At 56.0% G+C, this 20,510-nt stretch carries 21 protein-coding genes; 8 read left to right on the top strand and 13 right to left on the bottom strand.

Features of this window, described 5'->3' with window-relative positions; all coding sequences use genetic code 11:
• Positions 1-23: 23 nt before the first annotated feature.
• Positions 24-1,724 carry a proline--tRNA ligase gene (locus EI185_RS09030; RefSeq protein WP_124704810.1) on the top strand — a complete coding sequence of 567 codons (1,701 nt, stop codon included), beginning with the start codon at positions 24-26 and terminating at the stop codon, positions 1,722-1,724.
• Entirely contained in the window at positions 1,721-2,371 is a 651-nt protein-coding gene (locus EI185_RS09035; protein ID WP_189836348.1) for a lytic transglycosylase domain-containing protein, read from the top strand. Before EI185_RS09030 ends, EI185_RS09035 begins: the two co-directional genes overlap by 4 nt.
• 2 nt (positions 2,372-2,373) lie before the next feature.
• On the opposite strand, the gene EI185_RS09040 is transcribed toward EI185_RS09035, so the two are convergent.
• From EI185_RS09040 to EI185_RS09055, 4 genes are read right to left on the bottom strand one after another with little or no spacing between them, the layout of a single operon-like run.
• Positions 2,374-2,889, bottom strand: a complete 516-nt coding sequence (locus EI185_RS09040; RefSeq protein WP_124704811.1) for an efflux RND transporter periplasmic adaptor subunit — start codon at positions 2,887-2,889, stop codon at positions 2,374-2,376.
• Positions 2,890-2,894: 5 nt separating this feature from the next.
• Positions 2,895-4,193, bottom strand: a complete 1,299-nt coding sequence (locus EI185_RS09045) for a TolC family protein (protein WP_124704812.1) — start codon at positions 4,191-4,193, stop codon at positions 2,895-2,897.
• Positions 4,190-4,702: a thioredoxin family protein gene (locus EI185_RS09050; RefSeq protein WP_124704813.1), complete on the bottom strand. Its 513-nt coding sequence runs from the start codon at positions 4,700-4,702 to the stop codon at positions 4,190-4,192. The genes EI185_RS09045 and EI185_RS09050 overlap by 4 nt, the downstream gene beginning before the upstream one ends.
• 37 nt (positions 4,703-4,739) lie before the next feature.
• Entirely contained in the window at positions 4,740-5,204 is a 465-nt protein-coding gene (locus EI185_RS09055) for a TlpA family protein disulfide reductase (RefSeq protein WP_124704814.1), read from the bottom strand.
• Between the two features lie 50 nt (positions 5,205-5,254).
• Between EI185_RS09055 and EI185_RS09060 the strand changes: the two genes are divergently transcribed.
• Positions 5,255-6,655 (top strand): aspartate ammonia-lyase, encoded by a 1,401-nt coding sequence (locus tag EI185_RS09060; RefSeq protein ID WP_124704815.1) that lies wholly within the window; start codon positions 5,255-5,257, stop codon positions 6,653-6,655.
• A 68-nt stretch (positions 6,656-6,723) separates the two neighbouring features.
• On the opposite strand, the gene EI185_RS09065 is transcribed toward EI185_RS09060, so the two are convergent.
• Positions 6,724-7,296, bottom strand: a complete 573-nt coding sequence (locus tag EI185_RS09065) for a YqhA family protein (protein ID WP_124704816.1) — start codon at positions 7,294-7,296, stop codon at positions 6,724-6,726.
• Entirely contained in the window at positions 7,293-7,685 is a 393-nt protein-coding gene (locus EI185_RS09070; RefSeq protein ID WP_124704817.1) for a hypothetical protein, read from the bottom strand. The genes EI185_RS09065 and EI185_RS09070 overlap by 4 nt, the downstream gene beginning before the upstream one ends.
• 111 nt (positions 7,686-7,796) lie before the next feature.
• Here EI185_RS09070 and EI185_RS09075 point away from each other — a divergent pair, with 111 nt between their 5' ends.
• From EI185_RS09075 to EI185_RS09095, 5 genes are all read left to right on the top strand, one after another.
• Positions 7,797-9,392, top strand: a complete 1,596-nt coding sequence (locus EI185_RS09075) for a cyclic-di-GMP receptor FimW-related protein (protein WP_124704818.1) — start codon at positions 7,797-7,799, stop codon at positions 9,390-9,392.
• 200 nt (positions 9,393-9,592) lie between these two features.
• Positions 9,593-10,186 (top strand): NAD(P)H:quinone oxidoreductase, encoded by a 594-nt coding sequence (wrbA, locus tag EI185_RS09080; RefSeq protein ID WP_124704819.1) that lies wholly within the window; start codon positions 9,593-9,595, stop codon positions 10,184-10,186.
• The gene (locus EI185_RS09085) at positions 10,183-10,875 is read left to right on the top strand and encodes a HugZ family pyridoxamine 5'-phosphate oxidase (protein ID WP_124704820.1); all 693 of its coding nucleotides are present in this window, start codon (positions 10,183-10,185) and stop codon (positions 10,873-10,875) included. The genes wrbA and EI185_RS09085 overlap by 4 nt, the downstream gene beginning before the upstream one ends.
• Complete coding sequence (locus tag EI185_RS09090) at positions 10,872-11,231, top strand: DUF2069 domain-containing protein (RefSeq protein WP_124704821.1); 360 nt, start codon at positions 10,872-10,874, stop codon at positions 11,229-11,231. The genes EI185_RS09085 and EI185_RS09090 overlap by 4 nt, the downstream gene beginning before the upstream one ends.
• Before the next feature lie 46 nt (positions 11,232-11,277).
• Positions 11,278-12,423, top strand: coding sequence for a GGDEF domain-containing protein (locus EI185_RS09095; RefSeq protein ID WP_124704822.1), 1,146 nt, complete (start codon positions 11,278-11,280; stop codon positions 12,421-12,423).
• Between the two features lie 23 nt (positions 12,424-12,446).
• Here EI185_RS09095 and EI185_RS09100 read toward each other — a convergent pair whose 3' ends face one another.
• The 7 genes from EI185_RS09100 to EI185_RS09130 form a co-directional block, all read right to left on the bottom strand.
• Complete coding sequence (locus tag EI185_RS09100) at positions 12,447-13,985, bottom strand: 2-isopropylmalate synthase (protein ID WP_124704823.1); 1,539 nt, start codon at positions 13,983-13,985, stop codon at positions 12,447-12,449.
• A 36-nt stretch (positions 13,986-14,021) separates the two neighbouring features.
• Positions 14,022-14,795, bottom strand: coding sequence for a CDP-diacylglycerol--serine O-phosphatidyltransferase (gene pssA / locus EI185_RS09105; protein WP_124704824.1), 774 nt, complete (start codon positions 14,793-14,795; stop codon positions 14,022-14,024).
• Positions 14,796-14,802: 7 nt separating this feature from the next.
• Positions 14,803-15,444 carry a phosphatidylserine decarboxylase gene (locus EI185_RS09110; RefSeq protein ID WP_124704825.1) on the bottom strand — a complete coding sequence of 214 codons (642 nt, stop codon included), beginning with the start codon at positions 15,442-15,444 and terminating at the stop codon, positions 14,803-14,805.
• An 83-nt stretch (positions 15,445-15,527) separates the two neighbouring features.
• Complete coding sequence (gene ilvC / locus EI185_RS09115) at positions 15,528-16,544, bottom strand: ketol-acid reductoisomerase (RefSeq protein ID WP_124704826.1); 1,017 nt, start codon at positions 16,542-16,544, stop codon at positions 15,528-15,530.
• A gap of 23 nt (positions 16,545-16,567) precedes the next feature.
• Positions 16,568-17,059 carry an acetolactate synthase small subunit gene (gene ilvN / locus EI185_RS09120; protein ID WP_124704827.1) on the bottom strand — a complete coding sequence of 164 codons (492 nt, stop codon included), beginning with the start codon at positions 17,057-17,059 and terminating at the stop codon, positions 16,568-16,570.
• A gap of 1 nt (position 17,060) precedes the next feature.
• Complete coding sequence (locus tag EI185_RS09125) at positions 17,061-18,767, bottom strand: acetolactate synthase 3 catalytic subunit (RefSeq protein WP_124704828.1); 1,707 nt, start codon at positions 18,765-18,767, stop codon at positions 17,061-17,063.
• 87 nt (positions 18,768-18,854) lie between these two features.
• Positions 18,855-20,429 (bottom strand): endonuclease MutS2, encoded by a 1,575-nt coding sequence (locus EI185_RS09130; protein ID WP_124704829.1) that lies wholly within the window; start codon positions 20,427-20,429, stop codon positions 18,855-18,857.
• Between the last annotated feature and the right edge of the window lie 81 nt (positions 20,430-20,510).

Raw genomic sequence — 20,510 nt, forward strand, 5'->3', positions numbered from 1 at the left:
CGAACAACCGGACAGCTTACACCATGCGCGTCTCACAATTTTTCCTTTCCACCCTGAAAGAAGCGCCGTCCGAAGCTGAACTCATCAGCCATCGCCTGATGCTGCGCGCGGGTTTCATCAAACGACTGGGTTCCGGTCTATACACATGGATGCCGTTGGGTTTGCGCGTATTGCGCAAGGTCGAGGCCGTGGTGCGTGAGGAAATGAACAAGGCAGGTGCACTTGAATTGCTGATGCCTGCGGTGCAGCCTGCCGAATTGTGGCAGGAAACCGGGCGTTGGGATGTATTTGGCCCGCAGATGCTGAAAATCAAGGATAGGCACGATCGCGATTTCTGCTTCGGACCCACTCATGAAGAAGTCATTACCGACATCGCACGCCGTGAGATCAAAAGCTACCGTCAGCTGCCGCTGAATTTTTACCAGATCCAGACCAAATTCCGCGACGAGATACGTCCGCGTTTCGGCGTGATGCGCGCACGCGAGTTCATGATGAAGGACGCCTATTCTTTTCATGCCGATTTTGCCAGCCTGGAGCAGACTTATCAGGCCATGTACGAGGCCTATACACGTATTTTCACCCGCCTCGGGTTGAAATTTCGCGCTGTGGCGGCCGATACAGGCGCAATTGGCGGTTCCGGCTCGCATGAATTCCACGTGCTGGCGGATTCGGGCGAGGACGCGATAGCGTACAACCCGGATTCCGACTATGCGGCTAACGTGGAGCTGGCGGAAGCGATGACACCACTCACTCCACGTCCAGCGGCCACGCAAGCACTGTCAAAAATTCCGACACCAGGCCAGCATAGCATCGAAGAAATCGCTGATTTCCTCAAAATCTCCCCAGCCCAAACCGTGAAAACGCTTATTGTGGAAGGCGCAGAAGGCCCGGTGGCGCTGTTGTTGCGCGGCGATCATCAGTTGAACGAGGTCAAAGCCGCCAAACTCATCGGTCAGGAGATCCGTTTTGCCAGCGAGGCCCAGGTACGCTCGGTGGCGGGTTGTAGCGCCGGTTCGATTGGCCCGATGGGATTGAACATCCCGGTCATTGCCGATCGCGCGGTGGCAGCGATGGCCGATTTTGTGTGCGGCGCCAATGAGGACGGCTTTCATTTGACCGGCGTCAACTTTGCCCGCGATCTGCCCGAACCCAATGTAGCGGATATCCGTAACGCCGTCGCAGGCGACCCCAGTCCCGACGGCAAAGGTGCGCTGGATATTTGCAGGGGTATTGAAGTCGGCCATATTTTCCAATTGCGCACCAAATATTCTGAAGCCATGGGGTGCAGCTATCTGGATGAGGCCGGCAAAGCACAGACCATGGAAATGGGCTGCTATGGCATCGGTGTATCGCGTATTGTTGCCGCCGCCATCGAGCAGAATTTCGACGCGCGCGGCATGATGCTGCCCGAAACCATGGCACCATTCTTGCTGGCAATTGTGCCTGTCGGTTATCAAAAAAGTGAAGTTGTGCGCGAAACTGCCGATAATCTCTACAGGGAGTTGCTTCAGGCAGGTATCGACGTATTAATGGATGACCGCAATGAGCGCCCAGGTGTAATGTTTGCCGACATGGAACTGATCGGCATCCCTCATCGCGTGGTGATCGGCGAACGCGGCCTGAAAGACGGCCTGATTGAATACCAGGGGAGGCGCGATGACGTTGCCCGTACTATTCCGGCCGCCGAAATTAGCGGATTTTTGACTCAACTCTTGGCAAAATGAATTTGAAAACACTCAACATTCTTGGTAAAAGCCTGATCGCTGCCAGCGCCCTTATGGTGGCAATGGCGGCGCATGCAGGCGGCCAGATTTATGAGCCGATGTCAGCCAGCGTGCGCGCCGCCTTGGGCAAATCAGTCGCGGATTCACCCGTCACGCATGTCAGTTTTCTCGACAACCCGCATGGTCAAGCCTGGCTGGCTGAAATGTCACAACGACTCAGCAAACGCATGCCGGATCCCCAGCAACGGGTGGATTTTCTGAATACCGTGTATTACGAAGCGACCCGCGCCGGACTCGACCCTGAAATGGTATTGGGATTAATAGAAGTGGAATCCGGTTTCAAGAAGTATGCGATTTCCAGCGTGTCGGCACGCGGTTACATGCAGGTCATGCCATTCTGGGTAAAAACCGTTGGCACACCCAACCAGGACTTGTTTCAACTGCGCACCAATCTGCGCTACGGCTGCAATATCCTGCGGCTCTATCTGGATATCGAAAAAGGCAATCTATACCGCGCCCTGGGTCGCTACAATGGCAGTTTAGGCAAGCCGGAATATCCCGGCATGGTGCTATCCGCCTGGCAAAAACACTGGACCTTCCGTCCCTTCACCAAAACCGCGCAGAACGCCATTCCTCCGCGTAGCTAGTCTTAGCGTTTCTCCAGCACAATCAACGTCGGTGGTTGTAGCGTAGTCGCCACATACATACCAGGCTCGACCAGCCGCGCGTTCACCACCCCATCAAACGGGGCCCGCAATATGCTGTCCTGCTGATTTTTACGTGCGATGATGAGACGGGCCTGCGCTTCTTTTGTCATGGCATCCGCACGGGCATTGCGCAGTTTGGCCGCATCCAGTTCGGTGGTTGAACTCACCGCACGACTGTATAACTCTTTGGCGCGCGCCAGATCGCGCTCGGCATCCAGGCCTTCTTCCTTGGCACGTGCGACACCTGCCTCGGCTTCCATGACTCGCGCCTGATAAATGGTGTCATCCAGCGCCACTAATGGCTGGCCTTTTTTGACCCGCTGACCCACGCTGACAAACACGCTTTTGACTACACCAGAAACCGGTGTGGTAAGCGGTATGCCATGTAATCGGGTAGCCTCCCCCGCCAATGCAGACGTGCAGCCCAGTAGAAATACCAGTGCCCATAAAGCTTTCATAATACCTATCCTTTTGGTTGTTTATCCGCCAGCGCCACGATGTCAGCCAGCGGCTTGCCCGCCAATGCCTCCAGCCGGGCCAACGCCAGCGCCAGCCGATATTCCACGCGACGTGCCCGCAGTGAAGCAACCAAAGTCTGCGCCATGCTGTCACCCAGATTGGTTTTAAGTTCGAGTTCGTAATCGGCGCGACTGCGGTCCAGTGCCACGTCGCGGTATTTGATCTGCTCCTCGGCTGCAGGCCGGCTGCTACCCTGCAACTGCTGGATTTCCAGCAGCGTTTCCAACAAGCTTTGTGCTATCCGCATATGAAGTTTGTCAGCACCCGCCTGCAGTTTCTGAAACTGCGCCTGCTCGCGCGCGATATGGGCATCCACACGCCCACCCTGATAGAGCGGCCATGACAGGATCAGCCCAGCACTGACGCTATCGCGCGTAATCGAAGTGCGGCTGTAATCCGCTGCCACCATTTCCGCATCCAGACTGGGGGAAGTCTCATGACGCAAACCAGCCAGGCGCTGCTGCGCGGCCGTCAGCAATTGCAACTGAGCCAGCATCAGGTGATTGTGCGCCAGCACCCAAGGCAACAGCGTTTCATATTCGGGCAGCTTTGCATTGTTATTGGGCAACTTGGGATCTTCAAGGTCGGAAGCCAGCACGTCTGGACGGTTAAGGGCATTTGCCAACAACGCCCGTGTGATGCGTTGCTGTGCCAGGCTGGCGTTGCGCTTTTCACGCAGATCCTGATAACGCGCCTCCAGCACGGCAAAATCAGGACGTGACATTTGCCCGACTTTAACGCGGTCGCGCGCATTATCCATCGCGACATAAGCCACCGCCATGAATTCATTGTCGGCCGCATATTGCTGGTCGGCGAGCAGCACGTCGAAATAACGCGACATGATGTTTAAACGGCGCTGGTCGCGCGTATCGAGCAAGGCATCTTCACGCGCGTTTACCTCAGCTCGCGCCGCGCCCAGGGAATATTCGGTGCGCGAAAAGTCATACACATTTTTACGTGCCACGATACGTGCGCTGTTGTCTGCACTCCATGCATCCGATCCAACAGTGGGGCGCCCCTGACGCAATATCCCCTCAAAGCTGACAGTCAGGTCGCGCTGCGCAGCCGCGGCCCGCTCATCTGCCTGGGCTGCGGCGAGATCCGCCTGGGCGCTGCGTAAATCGGGATGCTGCGCATCCACTGCAGCGAGCGCTTCGGCCAAGGTCAATGCGTGAGCCGGCACTCCCATCGCCAGCGTACCGGCCAGCATCGTAGCCGCCAAGAGATGACGCGGATGAATCATTGCTGTGCTTGCTGTTTGTAGGCTGCAAACGGTTTGTCCTTATAGACACCGTCCACCACGTAGCGTCCAAGCAACAGGAATTCATTCGCGTCTTTGGTAACGCCGATGTAACGAGTAATCAGATCGCCATGGGTATCGAAAAACAGGAAAGTGGGCGTAGCACGGGCGCGGTTTTTAAGCGCAAAATCTTTCTCGGTGGTATCGACGCCCTTGAAATCAACCATGGGTGTATCGCCTTTCACATCCATCTCGAACACCAGGAAGTGTTTGCGATAATAATCCTGCACCGCGGACTGGTTGAGAACAGTGGATTTCATACGTTCGCAAAATGGACAATCGGCCATCTGAAACATGATGAGCACACCCGTCTTGCCTTCCTTGCGCGCGGTTTGCAGTTCACTTTTGAAATCTCCCAGCTTGGGCTGGAAAAAATAGGTCTGCACATCGCGCACCTCGGCAATGGCCGTAGTGGCAAACAGCAGCAAGGCCAAACCTAGCACGCGTAGCATCTGTCGTCTCCTTCATTCCCCCGCATTTTGCGGGTGGTTATTTTTTTACGGTACTTTTGCTATTGATATAGCTTTCCACAGCCTGTTGGGTAATCCCGCCCACCTGATAGGCAACCAACCTACCCTCCGGGTTATACAGATAAGTAGTTGGCAAACCCTGTAGCGGACCGAACTGTGCGGCAATCTTAGAGTTTCCCAACACAATTGGATAGCTGATAAACATACTATCGGCAAAATCCAGCACCTGTTTAGGATTCTGGTAGTCCATGGCGATGCCGATCACTTCCAGCCGCGAGTTTTTGTACTTGTCGTGCAGTGCACTCAAGGCAGGTATCTCGTCCAGGCAAGGTGGACACCAGGTCGCCCAGAAATTCACCAGCACCCATTTCCCCTTGTAACTGTCCAGCGTGTGCAGCTTGCCCTTGCTGTCGGTCAGGCTGAATGCCGAGGCAGTGGTGGTCACTGCGAGCATGGCCAGTAACAGCAAAATTCGTTTCAACATGCATAAACTCCTATAATTGCAAATTTGTTTAAATTGCCCGCCATTAAACCATGACCGACTATCGCATTGAACAAGACTCGCTGGGAAAGTTTAAAGTTCCGGCCGACGCTTGGTATGGCATCCAGACTGCGCGCGCAGTGGAAAATTTCCCCATCTCGGGGCGCATGCCGGATACCGACTTCATCCGTGCCCATGTGCAAATCAAGCTCGCCGCGGCACGCGCCAACTGCCAGCCGGACTGGCTCACTCCCACCCAGCGCGATGCTATCGCCAGCGCGTGCGAACGGATCCTGGCGGGCGAACTGCTGGATCAGTTCGTAGTGGACCGCTTTCAGGCGGGTGCGGGCACCAGCCACAACATGAACAGCAACGAAGTCATCGCCAATCTTGCTAACGTAGCGCTGGGCGGTGAAAAAGGCCAGTACGCACCGATCCACCCTAATGACCATGTCAATATGGGACAGAGCACCAACGACACCATCCCCACCGCGATTCGTCTGGCGCTGCTGGCCAAGCTGCCGCGCCTGCTGGCGGCCAGCGAGTCCATGGCAGCCGTGTTTGAACAGATCGCCGGGCGCGAACACGACACCGTCAAAAGCGGCCGCACTCATTTACAGGATGCGGTGCCGACCACCATCGGCCGCGAGTTCGCCGCCTACGCCTGGACCCTGCGCCGCGCCGGGACCAACCTTGCCGCCGTACGCCCGCTACTGTGCCAGACCGGCCTGGGAGGGTCAGCTGCGGGCACCGGGCTGAATACCTCGCCCGATTATGCGAATCGCGTGGCCGCCGAACTGGCCGCGCTGACCGGAGAAGCCATCGGCGTGGGCGATCTGGCTGCGCAGATGCAATCCATGTTCGACATGCAGGCGCTGTCGGCCGCGCTGCGCGGGCTGGCCCTGGAGCTGACCCGTATCGCCAACGACCTGCGCCTGCTGGCTTCAGGTCCGCGCACCGGGCTGGGCGAGATCACCCTGCCGCCGGTGCAGCCCGGCTCTTCCATCATGCCCGGCAAGGTGAATCCGGTAATGTTCGAAATGCTGAATCAGGTGTGCTATCAGGTGTTGGGGCAGGACGCTGCCGTAGCCTACATGACCCAGGCCGGGCAACTGGAACTCAACGTGATGATGCCGGCGCTCGGTTCGGCCCTGTTCGATGCCATGGACTGGCTCACCAACGCGATGAACGCCACCACCGAGAAAAATCTCAAGGGACTGGTGGTCAACCGCGAGCGCTGCGAGCGTTTCATCCACGACAGCGTCGGACTGGCGACCCTGCTGAATACCCGCATCGGCTATATGAGAGCGGCAGAAATTGCCAAGGAATCGGAACAAACCGGCAAGCCGGTACGCGAGATTGTCACCGCCCATCAACTGATGAGCGAAGCCGAATTCAACGCCCTGGTGTTGCAAGCCGCGCACGGCGAGGGGAGCGGCGGCGGGGGAGGCTGATCTCGTCCGTTTGACAGGAAATATATAAGACGGCCAGATGAAATCGCTGGCCGTCTTTAGCTTCTTGCTCAGTGTCCCGAGCCAGCCTTTTCATCGGGCTCATCACCCACCTTGCCGTGAGATTCTGCCGCATGGGTAAAGTACAGCGCCACACCGATCAGGGCAATACCGCCACCCAGATAGAGCAGATCCAGCGGGCTATCCATTTTGATTTGCAGCGCTTTCTCGAACAAGGTGACGATCAGAATCATCAGGATGACTTTAGCCAGACGCTGTTTCAAGTCATCCAGATTGTTGATCACCAGAATCTTGCTGGACGCGCGGCTGCCGTGCGCCTCGTCAATGTCGCTGACGAACAGCTCATACAGGCCGAGTGAAAAAATCAGCATGAAGGTGGCGAGCAGATAGCCATCCACCACTTCCACCACATGGGTAATCGTCTCGTCGTGGATTGCCTTGCGCGCATCGGCCGACAGACCCGGATCCGCGTAATGCACGACATGACCGACCAGATACACCACATCCACCGTCGCCATGTACATGACCGCTACCGCAGCAGCCATACTCGCCACCACCGCCAGCACCACCATATACCGGCTGCGCCACAAGGCAGCCTCGAACATTAATTCCAGGAATTTCACTCTTGCTCCTCTATGCCAAACCAACGCTGCAAAACCTTGCGCGGCAAATACCTGGCAATGATTATTATCGCAGACGCGCCCACCACCGCTGCCGCCAGCAACATCACAAAATCTTGCCGGGGATGGCCTTGCAGTCTGATTTCCAGCGCCGCCAGCGCAGTCGAGACCAGCAATGCCAGCATGCGCCATACCGGCGCCTGGGCGGTTATGCGCAGTCGCGCCACTGAGCCCAGTACCAGCACAGCCAAAACAGCATAACTCAGGCCGTAGCTCCATTGCAGCGTACCGACAGTAAGCATTTGCAACCCCAACCAGTAGTGGATGGCGTACGACAGCAATGCCCATACGATCGCTGCAACAGACCATTCAATACATTTTGTTTTTTTCATCCGTGGCATTATACCTGCTTGGCTTCCCGCTTAACGACACGCTGGTTTTACAAATTGGCAGATAAGCCCTAGAATTTTCTCACCACACCTAAAACAAATATCCGGCGCCACATGCACCTCAATCTCGCGCTTCCCGTTCCTGATCCAAGCCTAAGCCATCTCGCCGAAACACGTCCAAAATACTTGCAAACATGGCTGGAACGTTTACCTGTTGCCAATTTGCATGAATCAGCGCAGGCACTGTTGCTCTCTCTCGCAGCACAAAACCGCCAGGCTATAGCAGATGACTCCCGCCAGAAACTGCTGGAACTATACCGCATCACCGTACACACATTAACTGGCGCCGTTAAACTGCAAATCAGTGACGCTGCCTTGCCATTGACAGAAAAACAGCACCAGCTTGCAACACTGGCACGCGAACTCCTGATCGAATTGGCCAACGGTTACAAGATAGTGCTACAGGCGAGCAGCGGACGCCTTCTCAGTTTCCGAGGCAAGCCGGATCAGACGCAAACCATGCAGCGCATTTTGTCCGCCAATTCGCGCCTGCTGACCTTGTGTTACGAAGGCTACGCGGATGTACCGACCGGCCTGTGGTCAGAAATACATCAAATTTACCGTTATGCCGTTCACCAGAATGTACAGGATGACATCATCACCGACACGCCTCCCGCCAGCGTCAGTCAACTCTATCGTCTGTGTTTACTGATTGCCACGGCAGATCCCTACCGTCTGACTCTGGGTGAGGTCAGCAAGGTGCTCGATCTGCTGAGACTGTATGGCGACATTGCACAAACCCAGCCACTGACAACACCAGTACAGACCAATGGCCTGTTTTTGATCAGTCCGGATAAAGATCAACCGCCGCTGCCATTATTCCGTTACACCGGCAGCACTGATCCTGCCCGTGACTATTTGTTCAATACCCTGGAACTCGCACGTCGACTCCACCAGTTATTCAACCTTCTCAAGTCAGGCAAATCGGCAGCTCAGCTGGGATTGCCAGGCTATGCAGATGAAGCGACATATCAGGGTTTATTGCAGCGGCTGATACGCAATTGGGGACACGAACCAACCCGGCATTTCAACCGGCGCGGTGGAAGCGATGACGAGGCGGAACTCTGTACCGGCATCCGGGCAATCCATGGCTTTCTGCTGGCGGCGCACCCCACGCCCGATAACACCCAACAAGGCACGTTGGACCCAGACGAAATCAGCATCAGCACTATTTCGGCTCTTGGCCGCAACCATCGTACCGACACCATCGCGACCCATTGGATCGTGACCAATGACAGTGCCAGTGGACTGGCCCTGCATAAACGCAACAGCACCAGCGTCAATCTGAAAGTGGGTGAGGTGGTTGCGGTACGCTCACACCAGCTACCCCTCTGGAATATAGGCGTGGTGCGCTGGTTGCGTAACTCCCCTGCCGACCAGATTGAGTTCGGCCTGCAAATGTTGTCACCCAATCCGCAACCGGTATGGATACGCAACGCAGTAGGCCGAATCCGCACCAATCAGCCAGCCTTGCTATTACCGGCCAACCCGATACTGCAATTGCCTCAGCAGCTTTTGGTACCACGCGGCGTTTATGTTCCGGATATGCCGCTCGAATTAAGCGCGGCCACCAACAGCAGCATACTGCCCGGCAAAGTATTGGAACACACCCACAACTTCGATTTGTTTGAATTCCAGAAAATCAGCTAGGCGTTTGTGGAAATTCAACATCCGTGTCAGCCCTGTCCAAACATCCAGCCATCATCAATACCGCACACCATCGGTAAATTTGAAGACGCCCATGCGCCGGGCCCGGTCTGAACGAATTCTTTTGAGTGTTGCCCAAATTGTCCTGGGCATCCAGCTAAGCTTCAGACGATATAATGCAGAATGAAAAAGAGGTATTTACCATGCAAGACATACTCGTACTTTATTACAGCCAGAACGGCGCAGTTAAACAGCTGGCACAGATTATCGCGCACGGCATAGATTCAGTGCCCGGTGCGCAGGCGCGCATTCGCACCGTACCCAAGGTTGCGTCCGTCACTCAAACCGCAGCCCCACCGGTACCGGAAAACGGTGCTCCCTATGTCGAACTGGAAGATCTGCAGCAATGCATCGGCCTGGCGCTCGGTAGCCCCACGCGTTTTGGCAACATGGCAGCACCCATGAAATATTTCTGGGATGGCACTGCAGGGCTGTGGATGAAAGGGGCGCTGGCAGGCAAACCGGCGGCAGTGTTTACCTCTACTTCCAGCATGCACGGCGGGCAGGAGACCACCCTACTGTCGATGATGATGCCACTGCTGCACCATGGCATGATAGTGCTCGGCATCCCCTATACCGAACCCGAGCTCACCGCTACAGCCGGCGGCGGCACACCTTACGGCGCCAGCCATGTGGCCGGAGCGGCAGGCGATCGACCGATCAGCGAAGATGAACGCAAACTTGCATTCGCGCTCGGCAAGCGCCTCGCGCAAACAGCATTGAAGCTGGCCATATGAGCAATATCGACGCACGACGCTTGCTACGCCGGCAACAGCACGGGGTGCTGTCCACGCTATCGAAAAAACTCGATGGCTACCCGTTCGGCTCGGTTACCCCTTTTGTACTGGATCATCAGGCACGCCCGGTCATCCTCATCAGCACGCTGGCCGAACATACCAAGAATATCGCTGCAGACCCACGCGTCAGCCTGCTGGCACACGATTCCAGTACCGACATACAAGCCAACGCACGGGTGACAGTGGTTGGCCATTGCGCCCGCATGGAAGACCAGACTGCGCTCAGGGCGCGCTATTTGCGTTACTTTCCGGGTGCGGCTGATTACTTTGCCACCCATGACTTTTTCTTTTACCGGATTGAGCCGGCGCATATCCGTTACATCGGAGGCTTTGGCGCAATCCACTGGATCGAAGTCAGCAGTTTTGCTGCACCAGAGAACCAGCTGGCGGCTCAGGAGGACGCGATCATCGCGCATATGAATACGGACCATCAGCACAACCTGGCGGCTTATTGTCGCCATTTTCATGGCGTGGATACTAACTCGGCACAAATGGTCGGGATCGATACTGACGGCTTCGACATACGTGTCGATACGCAGCAACTGCGCTTCGATTTCAACCAGCCGGTGCTGGATGCACAAAGTGCGCGTAGCGCACTGGTTGCCATGGCCGAGGCATGCCGCGCATGAAGCGCATCGTCATACTGCATTACACCAGCATTGCCAGCCTGATCGCGCTGATATTCCTGCTGGTGGCGTGGGAAGGTTGGCTCGCACCGCTCAAGCCTGGTGGTTCGATGCTGATTCTTAAAGTATTGCCTCTGCTATTTCCTCTGTTCGGCATCCTGCGCGGCAAACGTTATACCTACCAGTGGGCCTCCATGCTGATTCTGCTTTACTTCACCGAGGGCGTGGTGCGAGCCTGGTCGGATCAGGGGTTATCGGCATGGCTTGCCGGAGGTGAAATTATCCTCTCAACCATTTTTTTTCTCAGCGCCATTTACTACGCACGCGATCTCGGACGCCTTGCCCATAGTAATCATTAGTGGGATGATTTCGCAATCATAATTCACTAAACAAGGCTCACTCGGGATGGAACACCCCCCACCGCTACGCCGTGCCAGTGACCGCCGCGAGCCCGATGACCGGCGGGAACAGGAGCGGCGCGGCCCACATCCCCCCCATACGACGATGCGGTTCCCTACATTTGGCGAACAGCGTATCCAGTTTCTCACCCGCTATCTTTTTTGCGCGCTGGGATGGGCATTTTTCAATATCCCGGCAGTCACGCCCGGTGAGCATATACCGCTCGCCACGCTCAATATTATTTTCGCCAGTTATTTTGTGTTCACTACTGCTGCGTTTTATCACGCATGGCGTCACCCTGTTCATCCTGCGCGTTACCGGCTGGCGATGTGGGTGGACATCGCCCTGGTCGCCACGTGCATGGTGAATGACCCCTATGATATTCCACCATCGCTGGTGGTATTCATCATGATTGTGCTGGGCAATGGCATGCGTTACGGGATGCGCATGTTTGGTGAAGCGCTGGTAGGGAGCTTTCTCGCTATCATGCTGGCACTCAGTTTTCGCTTCGCCTACGGCACACACGGCATCTCGGCCGGGATGATTTTTCTCAACCTGTTCGGCAGCATTATTCTGATTTACGCCTACGTCCTGATGAGCCGGATTGAGACCGCCCAGCATCTGCTGGAACGCAGCAGTAAACAGGACACGCTGACCGGATTGATGAATCGCCGCGGCTTGGTGGAAACCGCCACATCATTGTTTGATCGCATTGCAACCTATGGCGGCATGGCCAGCGTGATGTTTGTGGATCTGGATCAGTTCAAACGCGTCAACGATGATCACGGACACGCCCATGGCGACCAGGTATTGCGGCGTTTTTCCGACATCCTGTTCGAAAATACCCGCGTCGGCGATATCAGGGCGCGTTACGGCGGCGATGAATTTATCGTTTTGATGCCGGAAACTCCGCTTGACCAGAGTGAAGCAATTGCCCGGCGCATTCAGACAGCTTTCGCTCACTGGTGCACCGCGCATGGCTATCAGTGCAGCGCAACCATCGGCATGGGCGAGGCGCCCCGAGATGGGCGCAGCCTGGAAGCCGTACTGGATAAAGTTGACACCGCACTCTATCACTCCAAGGCTGCTACACCGTATGGCGGCCTGCAGCGCGTGGACCAATTGCCCGTTAAGCTTGGCCCTTCAATCTGACCAACCCTTTACCTGCAAACTTGTCATACCTGAGGATGTGCACGTTCCAATTTACTGTGCAGCTTGTTCAGCGCATGCAAGTAAGCCTTGGCCGAAGCGACCACGATATCGGTATCTGAGCCTTGTCCATTCACGATCCGCCCGCCTTTGGATAACCGCACAGTCACTTCACCCTGCGCATCCGTACCGGTAGTGATGTTGTTCACTGAATAGAGCTGCAACTCGGCTCCGCTATTGACGATGGACTCCAATGCTCGAAATGCGGCATCTACCGGGCCACCCCCTATGGCGCTGCCATCTTTCTCCAGACCATTTTCGGCAATCACGACGCGCGCGCTGGGAATCTCGCCCGTTTCTGAACACACCTTGAGCGATACCAGCTTGAATAGCTCGAGGGTATTGGCGGCTGCCTCGTCACTGACCAGCGCCTGCAAGTCTTCATCGAAAATATCGTGCTTCTTGTCGGCCAGTTCCTTGAAGCGGGCGAAAGCGGCATTGAGCGCCTCCTCCGAACCCAGTTCGATACCCAGTTCGGTCAGGCGCGTACGAAATGCATTGCGTCCCGAGTGCTTGCCCAGCACCATTTTGTTCGCACTCCAGCCCACATCCTCGGCGCGCATGATTTCGTAGGTTTCGCGATGTTTGAGCACGCCATCCTGATGGATGCCGGATTCATGGGCAAATGCATTGGCACCGACGATGGCCTTGTTCGGTTGCACCGCAAAACCGGTGATGCCGGACACCAGGCGCGAGGCAGGCATGATCTGTGTCGCATCGATACGCGTTTCGCAGCCAAACACATCCTGGCGGGTACGCACTGCCATCACCACTTCTTCCAGCGCGGCGTTGCCGGCGCGCTCGCCCAGGCCATTGATCGTACATTCCACCTGGCGCGCGCCATTCAATACCGCCGCCAGTGAATTGGCCACCGCCAGGCCCAGATCATTATGGCAATGCACCGAGAACACCGCCTTGTCGGCATTGGGGATACGATTGCGCAGATCGCGGATCAGCTCGCCAAACTGGCCAGGCATGCTATATCCAACGGTATCAGGGATATTCAGCGTGCCAGCCCCGGCATCGATCACCGCTTCCAGCACACGGCACAGGAAATCCGGATCGGAGCGCCCGGCGTCCTCGGGAGAAAATTCCACGTTATCGGTATATTGGCGCGCCCATTTGACCGCCTTGACCGCTTGCTCGATGACCTGATCCGGGCTCATGCGCAGCTTTTTTTCCATGTGGATGGCGCTGGTGGCAATAAAGGTATGAATGCGCGCCGACCTGGCACCGCGCAGCGCCTCCCCGGCACGCTGGATATCACGTTCCAGCGCCCGCGCCAAGCCGCATACGGTACTATCCTTGATGGCATCCGCCACCGCTTTGACCGATTCGAAATCACCATTGGAGGCGGCCGGGAATCCTGCCTCAATGACATCCACGCGCATCCGCTCGAGCTGGCGAGCGATGCGTACTTTTTCTTCGCGCGTCATCGAAGCACCCGGGCTTTGCTCGCCATCACGCAGGGTAGTATCGAAAATGATTAAATGGTCTTGCTTCATGAAAGACTCCATCCGGTACTAAGCAAACATTTGCTCTTATTTGTTGGCTTCAGAAATCCTGGCGCGCCTGCGGTGCCACCATTGCCATACCCACATCGCATAGCCTGACAGGGCATACAGCCCGACAATTGCAAACAATACATCGGGCGGGCTATAGGCAACCAGCACAAATACCATCGCAATCAGGAATACCACCACAAAGGGCACACTGCGGCGCAGATTGATTTCCTTGCCACTGTAGTAGGGAATATTGCTGACCATGGTCAACCCGGCGAATAGCGTCACGGCCAAGGCAAGCCAGCGCACATCGGCACCCTGAACACCATATTCATTCATCACCCAGACCAGTCCGGCGATGAGGGCAGCGGCAGCCGGGCTTGGCAAACCTTGAAAATACCGCTTGTCAGCCACTTCCAGCTGAGTGTTGAAACGCGCCAGACGCAGCGCAGCACCCACACAGTAGATAAAGGCGGCAATCCAGCCCAGTTTGCCCATGCCTTTGAGTGCCCAGACATAGGCTACCAGTGCAGGCGCCACACCGAATGAAACCATATCCGACAGCGAGTCATACTCTGCACCAAACGCGCTCTGGGTATGGGTCAGTCGCGCCACTCTACCATCCAGACCGTCCAGCACCATGGCAATAAAAATCGCCACGGCAGACAGCTCATAGGCGCCATTCATCGCCTGCACGATCGCGTAAAACCCGGCAAACAGGGCGCCCGTGGTAAACAGATTGGGCAACAGATAGATGCCGCGCCGCTGCGTGCGGTCTTTGCTCATCGATTTGATGGGACGATTGTCAGCCATGTCTGCTTTATAGCTCAGCCAGTACGTCGCTACTGGCGCTTACCTTGTCGCCCAGGGACACTTTAATCCGCGCGGTCAGCGGCAGATAGACGTCCACACGTGACCCAAATCGAATAAAGCCATAGCGCTGGCCACGGGTCAGCTTATCCTTGGCTTTGACATAACACAGGATACGGCGTGCCACCAACCCCGCGATTTGCACGCAAGTCACATCCTGCCCGGATTTCGTCTTGATCCACAAGGCATTGCGCTCATTGGCGACAGAAGCTTTCTCCAAAGAAGCATTCACGAAACTGCCGGGGAAGTACCACACCTTTTTAATCGTGCCATCCACCGGGCTGCGATTCGAGTGCACATTGAACACATTCATGAACACACTCACCATTTGCGCCTCACGTTTGAGATAAGGGTCGGTAACGCGCTCCACCTTGATCACGCGCCCATCTGCCGGGCACAACACCAGATTTTCGCCTTGCGGGATAAGCCGTGGCGGATCACGAAAAAACTGCAATATGAATAGTGTAATCACCCACAGTGGCAATGCCCACAGCCAGCCTGCGAATACGCTTACAACAATGGAAATCAACACGGCAGCCGCCAGAAACGGCCAACCTTCACGGGCAATAATGGGATGGGGATAGTTTTTCAATTTTGAGCGTACTTAATAAATGAATAAAGGCACGGAGCGACAATGTTTTGACGTCTCCGTGCCTCCCGATCAGTTTGTACTGATTAGTTCTTGGCTTGATCCACCAGTTTGTTTTTGCCAATCCAGGGCATCATGGCGCGCAGCTTGGCACCCACGATCTCGATCGGATGCTCGGCATTCTGACGGCGTTTGGCGTGCATACCTGCAGCACCTGCCTTGTTTTCCAGAATAAAGCTCTTGGCGTATTCGCCGTTCTGGATATTGGCCAGCGCCTGCTTCATGGCAGCACGCGCCTGATCGGCGATGACCTTGGGACCGGTCACATACTCACCATATTCGGCGTTATTGGAAATGGAATAGTTCATGTTGGCGATGCCGCCTTCATACATCAGGTCGACAATCAACTTGAGCTCGTGCAGGCATTCGAAGTAGGCCATTTCAGGTGCATAACCGGCTTCGGTCAGCGTTTCGAAACCGGCTTTCACCAGTTCCACGCAACCGCCACACAGCACGGCCTGCTCTCCGAACAGGTCGGTTTCGGTTTCTTCACGGAACGAAGTTTCGATCACGCCACCCTTGGTGCCGCCGTTGGCTGCTGCATACGACAGCGCAAGGTCGCGCGCCTTGCCGGACACATCCTGATGCACGGCGATGAGTGAAGGCACGCCGCCACCCTGGGTGTAGGTAGAACGCACCAGATGACCCGGGCCCTTGGGCGCAATCATCACCACGTCCACATCCTTGCGTGGGGTGATCTGGCCGTAATGGACATTGAAGCCGTGGGCGAATGCGAGCACTGCGCCTTTTTTCAGATTAGGTTCAATATCGTTGCGATACACATCCGGTTGTTGTTCGTCCGGCACCAGTACCATCACTACATCCGCACCCTGGACGGCCTCGGCTACATCCTTCACTGCCAGCCCGGCTTTTTTGGCCTTGTTCCACGAAGCGCCGTCCTTGCGCAGACCGACCACCACTTTAACCCCGGAGTCCTGCAGGTTGTTGGCATGTGCGTGGCCTTGCGAACCATAACCGATGATCGCGACCTTTTTCTTTTTGATAAGGGAAAGGTCGGCGTCTTTATCGTAATAAACTTTCATAGCATGTTCCTTGTTAAGTTAAATCAAACTTTAAGAATGCGATCGCCGCGGCCGATGCCGGAAGCACCAGTACGTACCGTTTCCAGAATAGCTGACTGGTCAAGCGCCTCGATAAAAGCGTCCAATTTGGAACCTGGTCCAGTCAATTCAATCGTGTAGGTTTTTTCAGTTACATCGATGATGCGCCCGCGAAAAATTTCCGCCATGCGCTTCATTTCTTCGCGGTCCTTGCCGAAGGCGCGTACTTTTACCAGCATCAGCTCGCGTTCAATATGACTGCCGTCGGACAGGTCGAGGATTTTCACCACGTCTATCAGCTTGTTGAGCTGCTTGATGATCTGTTCGATCACGTCTTCCGAGCCGCGTGTAACGATGGTCATGCGCGACAGCGTAGCGTCCTCGGTAGGCGCGACGGTCAGAGATTCAATGTTGTAACCTCGCGCAGAAAACAGCCCGGCCACGCGCGACAAGGCGCCCGCTTCGTTCTCCATCAACAGTGAAATGATATGGCGCATGTTACAACTCCTCCGCCAGGATCATTTCACTGATGCCTTTGCCGCCCGGCACCATCGGAAACACGTTCTCGGTCTGGTCGGTGATGAAATCCATGAACACCAGCCGTTCCTTCATTGCGAACGCTTCGCGCAGCGCAGGCTCCACATCTGCGGGCTTCTCGATCTTCATGCCAACGTGTCCATACGCCTCGGCGAGTTTGACAAAATCCGGCAGGGAATCCATGTAGGACTCGGCATAACGGTTCCCGTAGAAGAATTCCTGCCACTGGCGCACCATGCCCATGTAGCGATTATTCAGATTCACGATTTTCAGCGGCAGATGATACTGCTTGCAGGTAGACAGCTCCTGTATGCACATCTGGATACTGGATTCGCCGGTTACACAAGCCACATCGGAACCCGGATGAGCCAGTTGAACACCCATCGCGGCAGGCAGGCCGAAACCCATGGTGCCAAGGCCGCCCGAGGTAATCCAGCGGCGCGGCTGGTCGAATTTATAGTACTGCGCCGCCCACATCTGATGCTGCCCCACGTCGGTGGTCACGAAAGCATCACCGCCGGTCACTTCCCACAGCTTTTCCACCACGAACTGGGGTTTGATAATGGGGCTGGCATGATTGTATTTGAGGCAATTCTTGGCGCGCCACAATTCAATCTGCGTCCACCAGGCCGTGATTGCCTTGGCTTCGGCCTTTTCCTTGCCGGCCTTGATAAGCTTGATCATCTCATCCAGCACACCGCCCACATCCCCGACAATCGGCACATCCACCTTGACGCGCTTGGAAATGGATGACGGGTCGATATCAATGTGCACGATGCGACGCGCATCGCGGGCGAAATGTTCGGGTGAACCGATCACGCGATCATCGAAACGTGCGCCCACCGCCAGCAGGACATCGCTGTGCTGCATGGCCATATTGGCTTCGTAAGTGCCGTGCATTCCGAGCATCCCCAGAAACTGGGCATCCGTCGCCGGATAAGCGCCCAACCCCATCAGCGTGTTGGTAACGGGGTAGCCAAGCAGTTTGGTAAGCTCAGTCAACTGGGCTGCCGCATTGCCCAACACCACACCGCCACCCGCGTAAATCATCGGGCGCTTGGCTTCGAGCAACATTTGCACGGCTTTTTTTATCTGCCCGGAATGCCCCTTAACCACCGGGCTATAGGAGCGCATGGTCACTGTTTCCGGGTAAGCGAATTCGTGGCTTTGCTGGGTAATATCCTTGGGGATATCCACCAGCACCGGGCCGGGGCGGCCGGTAGCGGCAATGTAGAACGCCTTCTTGATCGTGGTTGCCAGATCCTTGATGTCTTTCACCAGGAAATTGTGCTTGACGCAGGGGCGCGTGATGCCAACCGTGTCCACTTCCTGGAACGCATCCATGCCAATGGCAGGGACCGGAACCTGACCGCTGATGATCACCAGGGGAATGGAATCCATGTAGGCAGTGGCAATACCCGTTACGGCATTGGTCAGGCCCGGGCCGGAAGTGACCAATGCCACTCCCACTTTGCCACTGGAGCGTGCGTAGCCATCTGCCCCATGCACGGCAGCCTGCTCGTGACGCACCAGAACGTGCTTGAATTTATCCTGTTTGAAAATCTCGTCGTATATATTGAGAACTGCCCCGCCCGGATAGCCGAATACAAATTCGACTCCCTCCTCAGCCAGGCAGCGCACGGTAATTTCGGCGCCCGTCAATTCCATACTATGGCCAATCTGCCTAATTTGTAGAACCTTTAATACTAATGGTTATCGACTGGCAGGTCAAAAAAACCATAGTCGATTCCGGACTTATTCCGGCTTTTGTTTGGCCGCATGAATCTGGGTCAAATAACTGCGCGCACGATTCACCAAATCGCCGGGCAGGCCGTTTTTCTCGGCAATAATCAAACCCAGGGATTGCCCGGACTTGCCAAACTCCAGTTCGTAAGTGGGCGACAGACTTGCATAATCGAAGCGCATCGAGGCGTTACACAAATAGGCGTGATCATCGGCGAAGGTCTTGAGCGGTGTAAGGTGGGTGGTCACAATGCCATGCACATGGCGGCTAGCAAGCTCATCCAACACAGCCATGGCAAGCGATGCGCCTTCCTCCGGATCGGTGCCGGTACCCAACTCATCCATCAACACCAGGGTGTGCTGATCGGCTTCCTCCAGCAGCCTTTTCAGCGCCTCGACGTGCCCCGCAAACGTGGACAGGTGATTATGCAGACTTTGTTTATCGCCCACATCCACAATCACCCGGTTGAAATTACCGATAATGCAATCGCCTTCCGAGGGTAGATGCAGGCCGCAATGAGCCATGGTGACCAGCAATCCGACCGTTTTCAGCACTACCGTCTTGCCACCGGTGTTGGGCCCGGTAATCACCATCATGGACTGCCCATCGCCCAGATGGATGCTGAGCGGCACCAGACGGGCGATATTTTTTTCCTGAAATTGCAGCAATAACTGCGGATGATAGGCCTGCTCGAGCACCACTTTTGGCTCATCCACCAGCGTTGGCGCGCTGGCGTTGAGCGCTGCGGAAAATTGTCCGGCGGCCAGCGCCAGATCCAGCCAGGTAATCGCATCCACCAGGCGGTTCAAATCGTCTAGATGAGCGCGCACTTCATCAGTCACCGCGCGCAGCACGATTTGATTCTGCCCCTCGATCTGGCCATTGAACGCTTCCAGGCGATTGTTATGTCCAACCGCCTCGATCGGCTCAATCAGAATGTCACGCCCACCACCTATCGAGCCGCGCCGCACCCCTTTCATCTGGTCGGCGTGGGTGGCGCGCACTGCCAATACGGCACGTGCGCCATGCCAATGTACCCGGCTGTTTTCGTCGAACATGCCGGCCACATCCGGGCTTGCCATGCGCGTCTTGAGCTGGGCCTCAAGTTCCTGCCGCACCTGATGGTATTGCTTGTGCAAGGCATCCAGTGCGGGCGTGGCGTCTTCGCGCAAACGTCCGGCATGGCTGATGGTTTTGTCCAGCACCTCGACCAGCGCTGCGGGCGCCTTGAGCTCATTGATACGTGCGAATAAGGCGGGGTAAACGCTCACCAGCTCGCGCAACATCAGGCCGGCCTGCATTACCTGGCGCAAGTTATGCAACCCACTGGCGGGCAACGCGGCACCAGGTTGTGCAGCCTGACGTAATGCCGGGCGGATATCCGGCACCTGATTAACGCGCGGCAGCTTATAGGCATCCGTTGCCTCGCGTGCAGCACTGACGGCACGCTGCATTTCGCGTGCGATATCGAGATTGGGGGCTGGCTCCAGGTTGCGTGCCGCGTCGGCACCATAAGGAGAAAAAGTCAGGCGTTCAAGAATACGGCGAATACCGTCAAATTCCAGCGCCTTGAGATCACTTTGCATGAAAAAATGGATTTAAAAAAACATCTAATGTAGCAAACAAGCAAAAACGCCGCCAGTAGCGGCATTTTTGCGGCCACCTTC

Source organism: Sulfuriferula multivorans (assembly GCF_003851125.1).
GTDB classification, from domain to species: domain Bacteria; phylum Pseudomonadota; class Gammaproteobacteria; order Burkholderiales; family Sulfuriferulaceae; genus Sulfuriferula; species Sulfuriferula multivorans.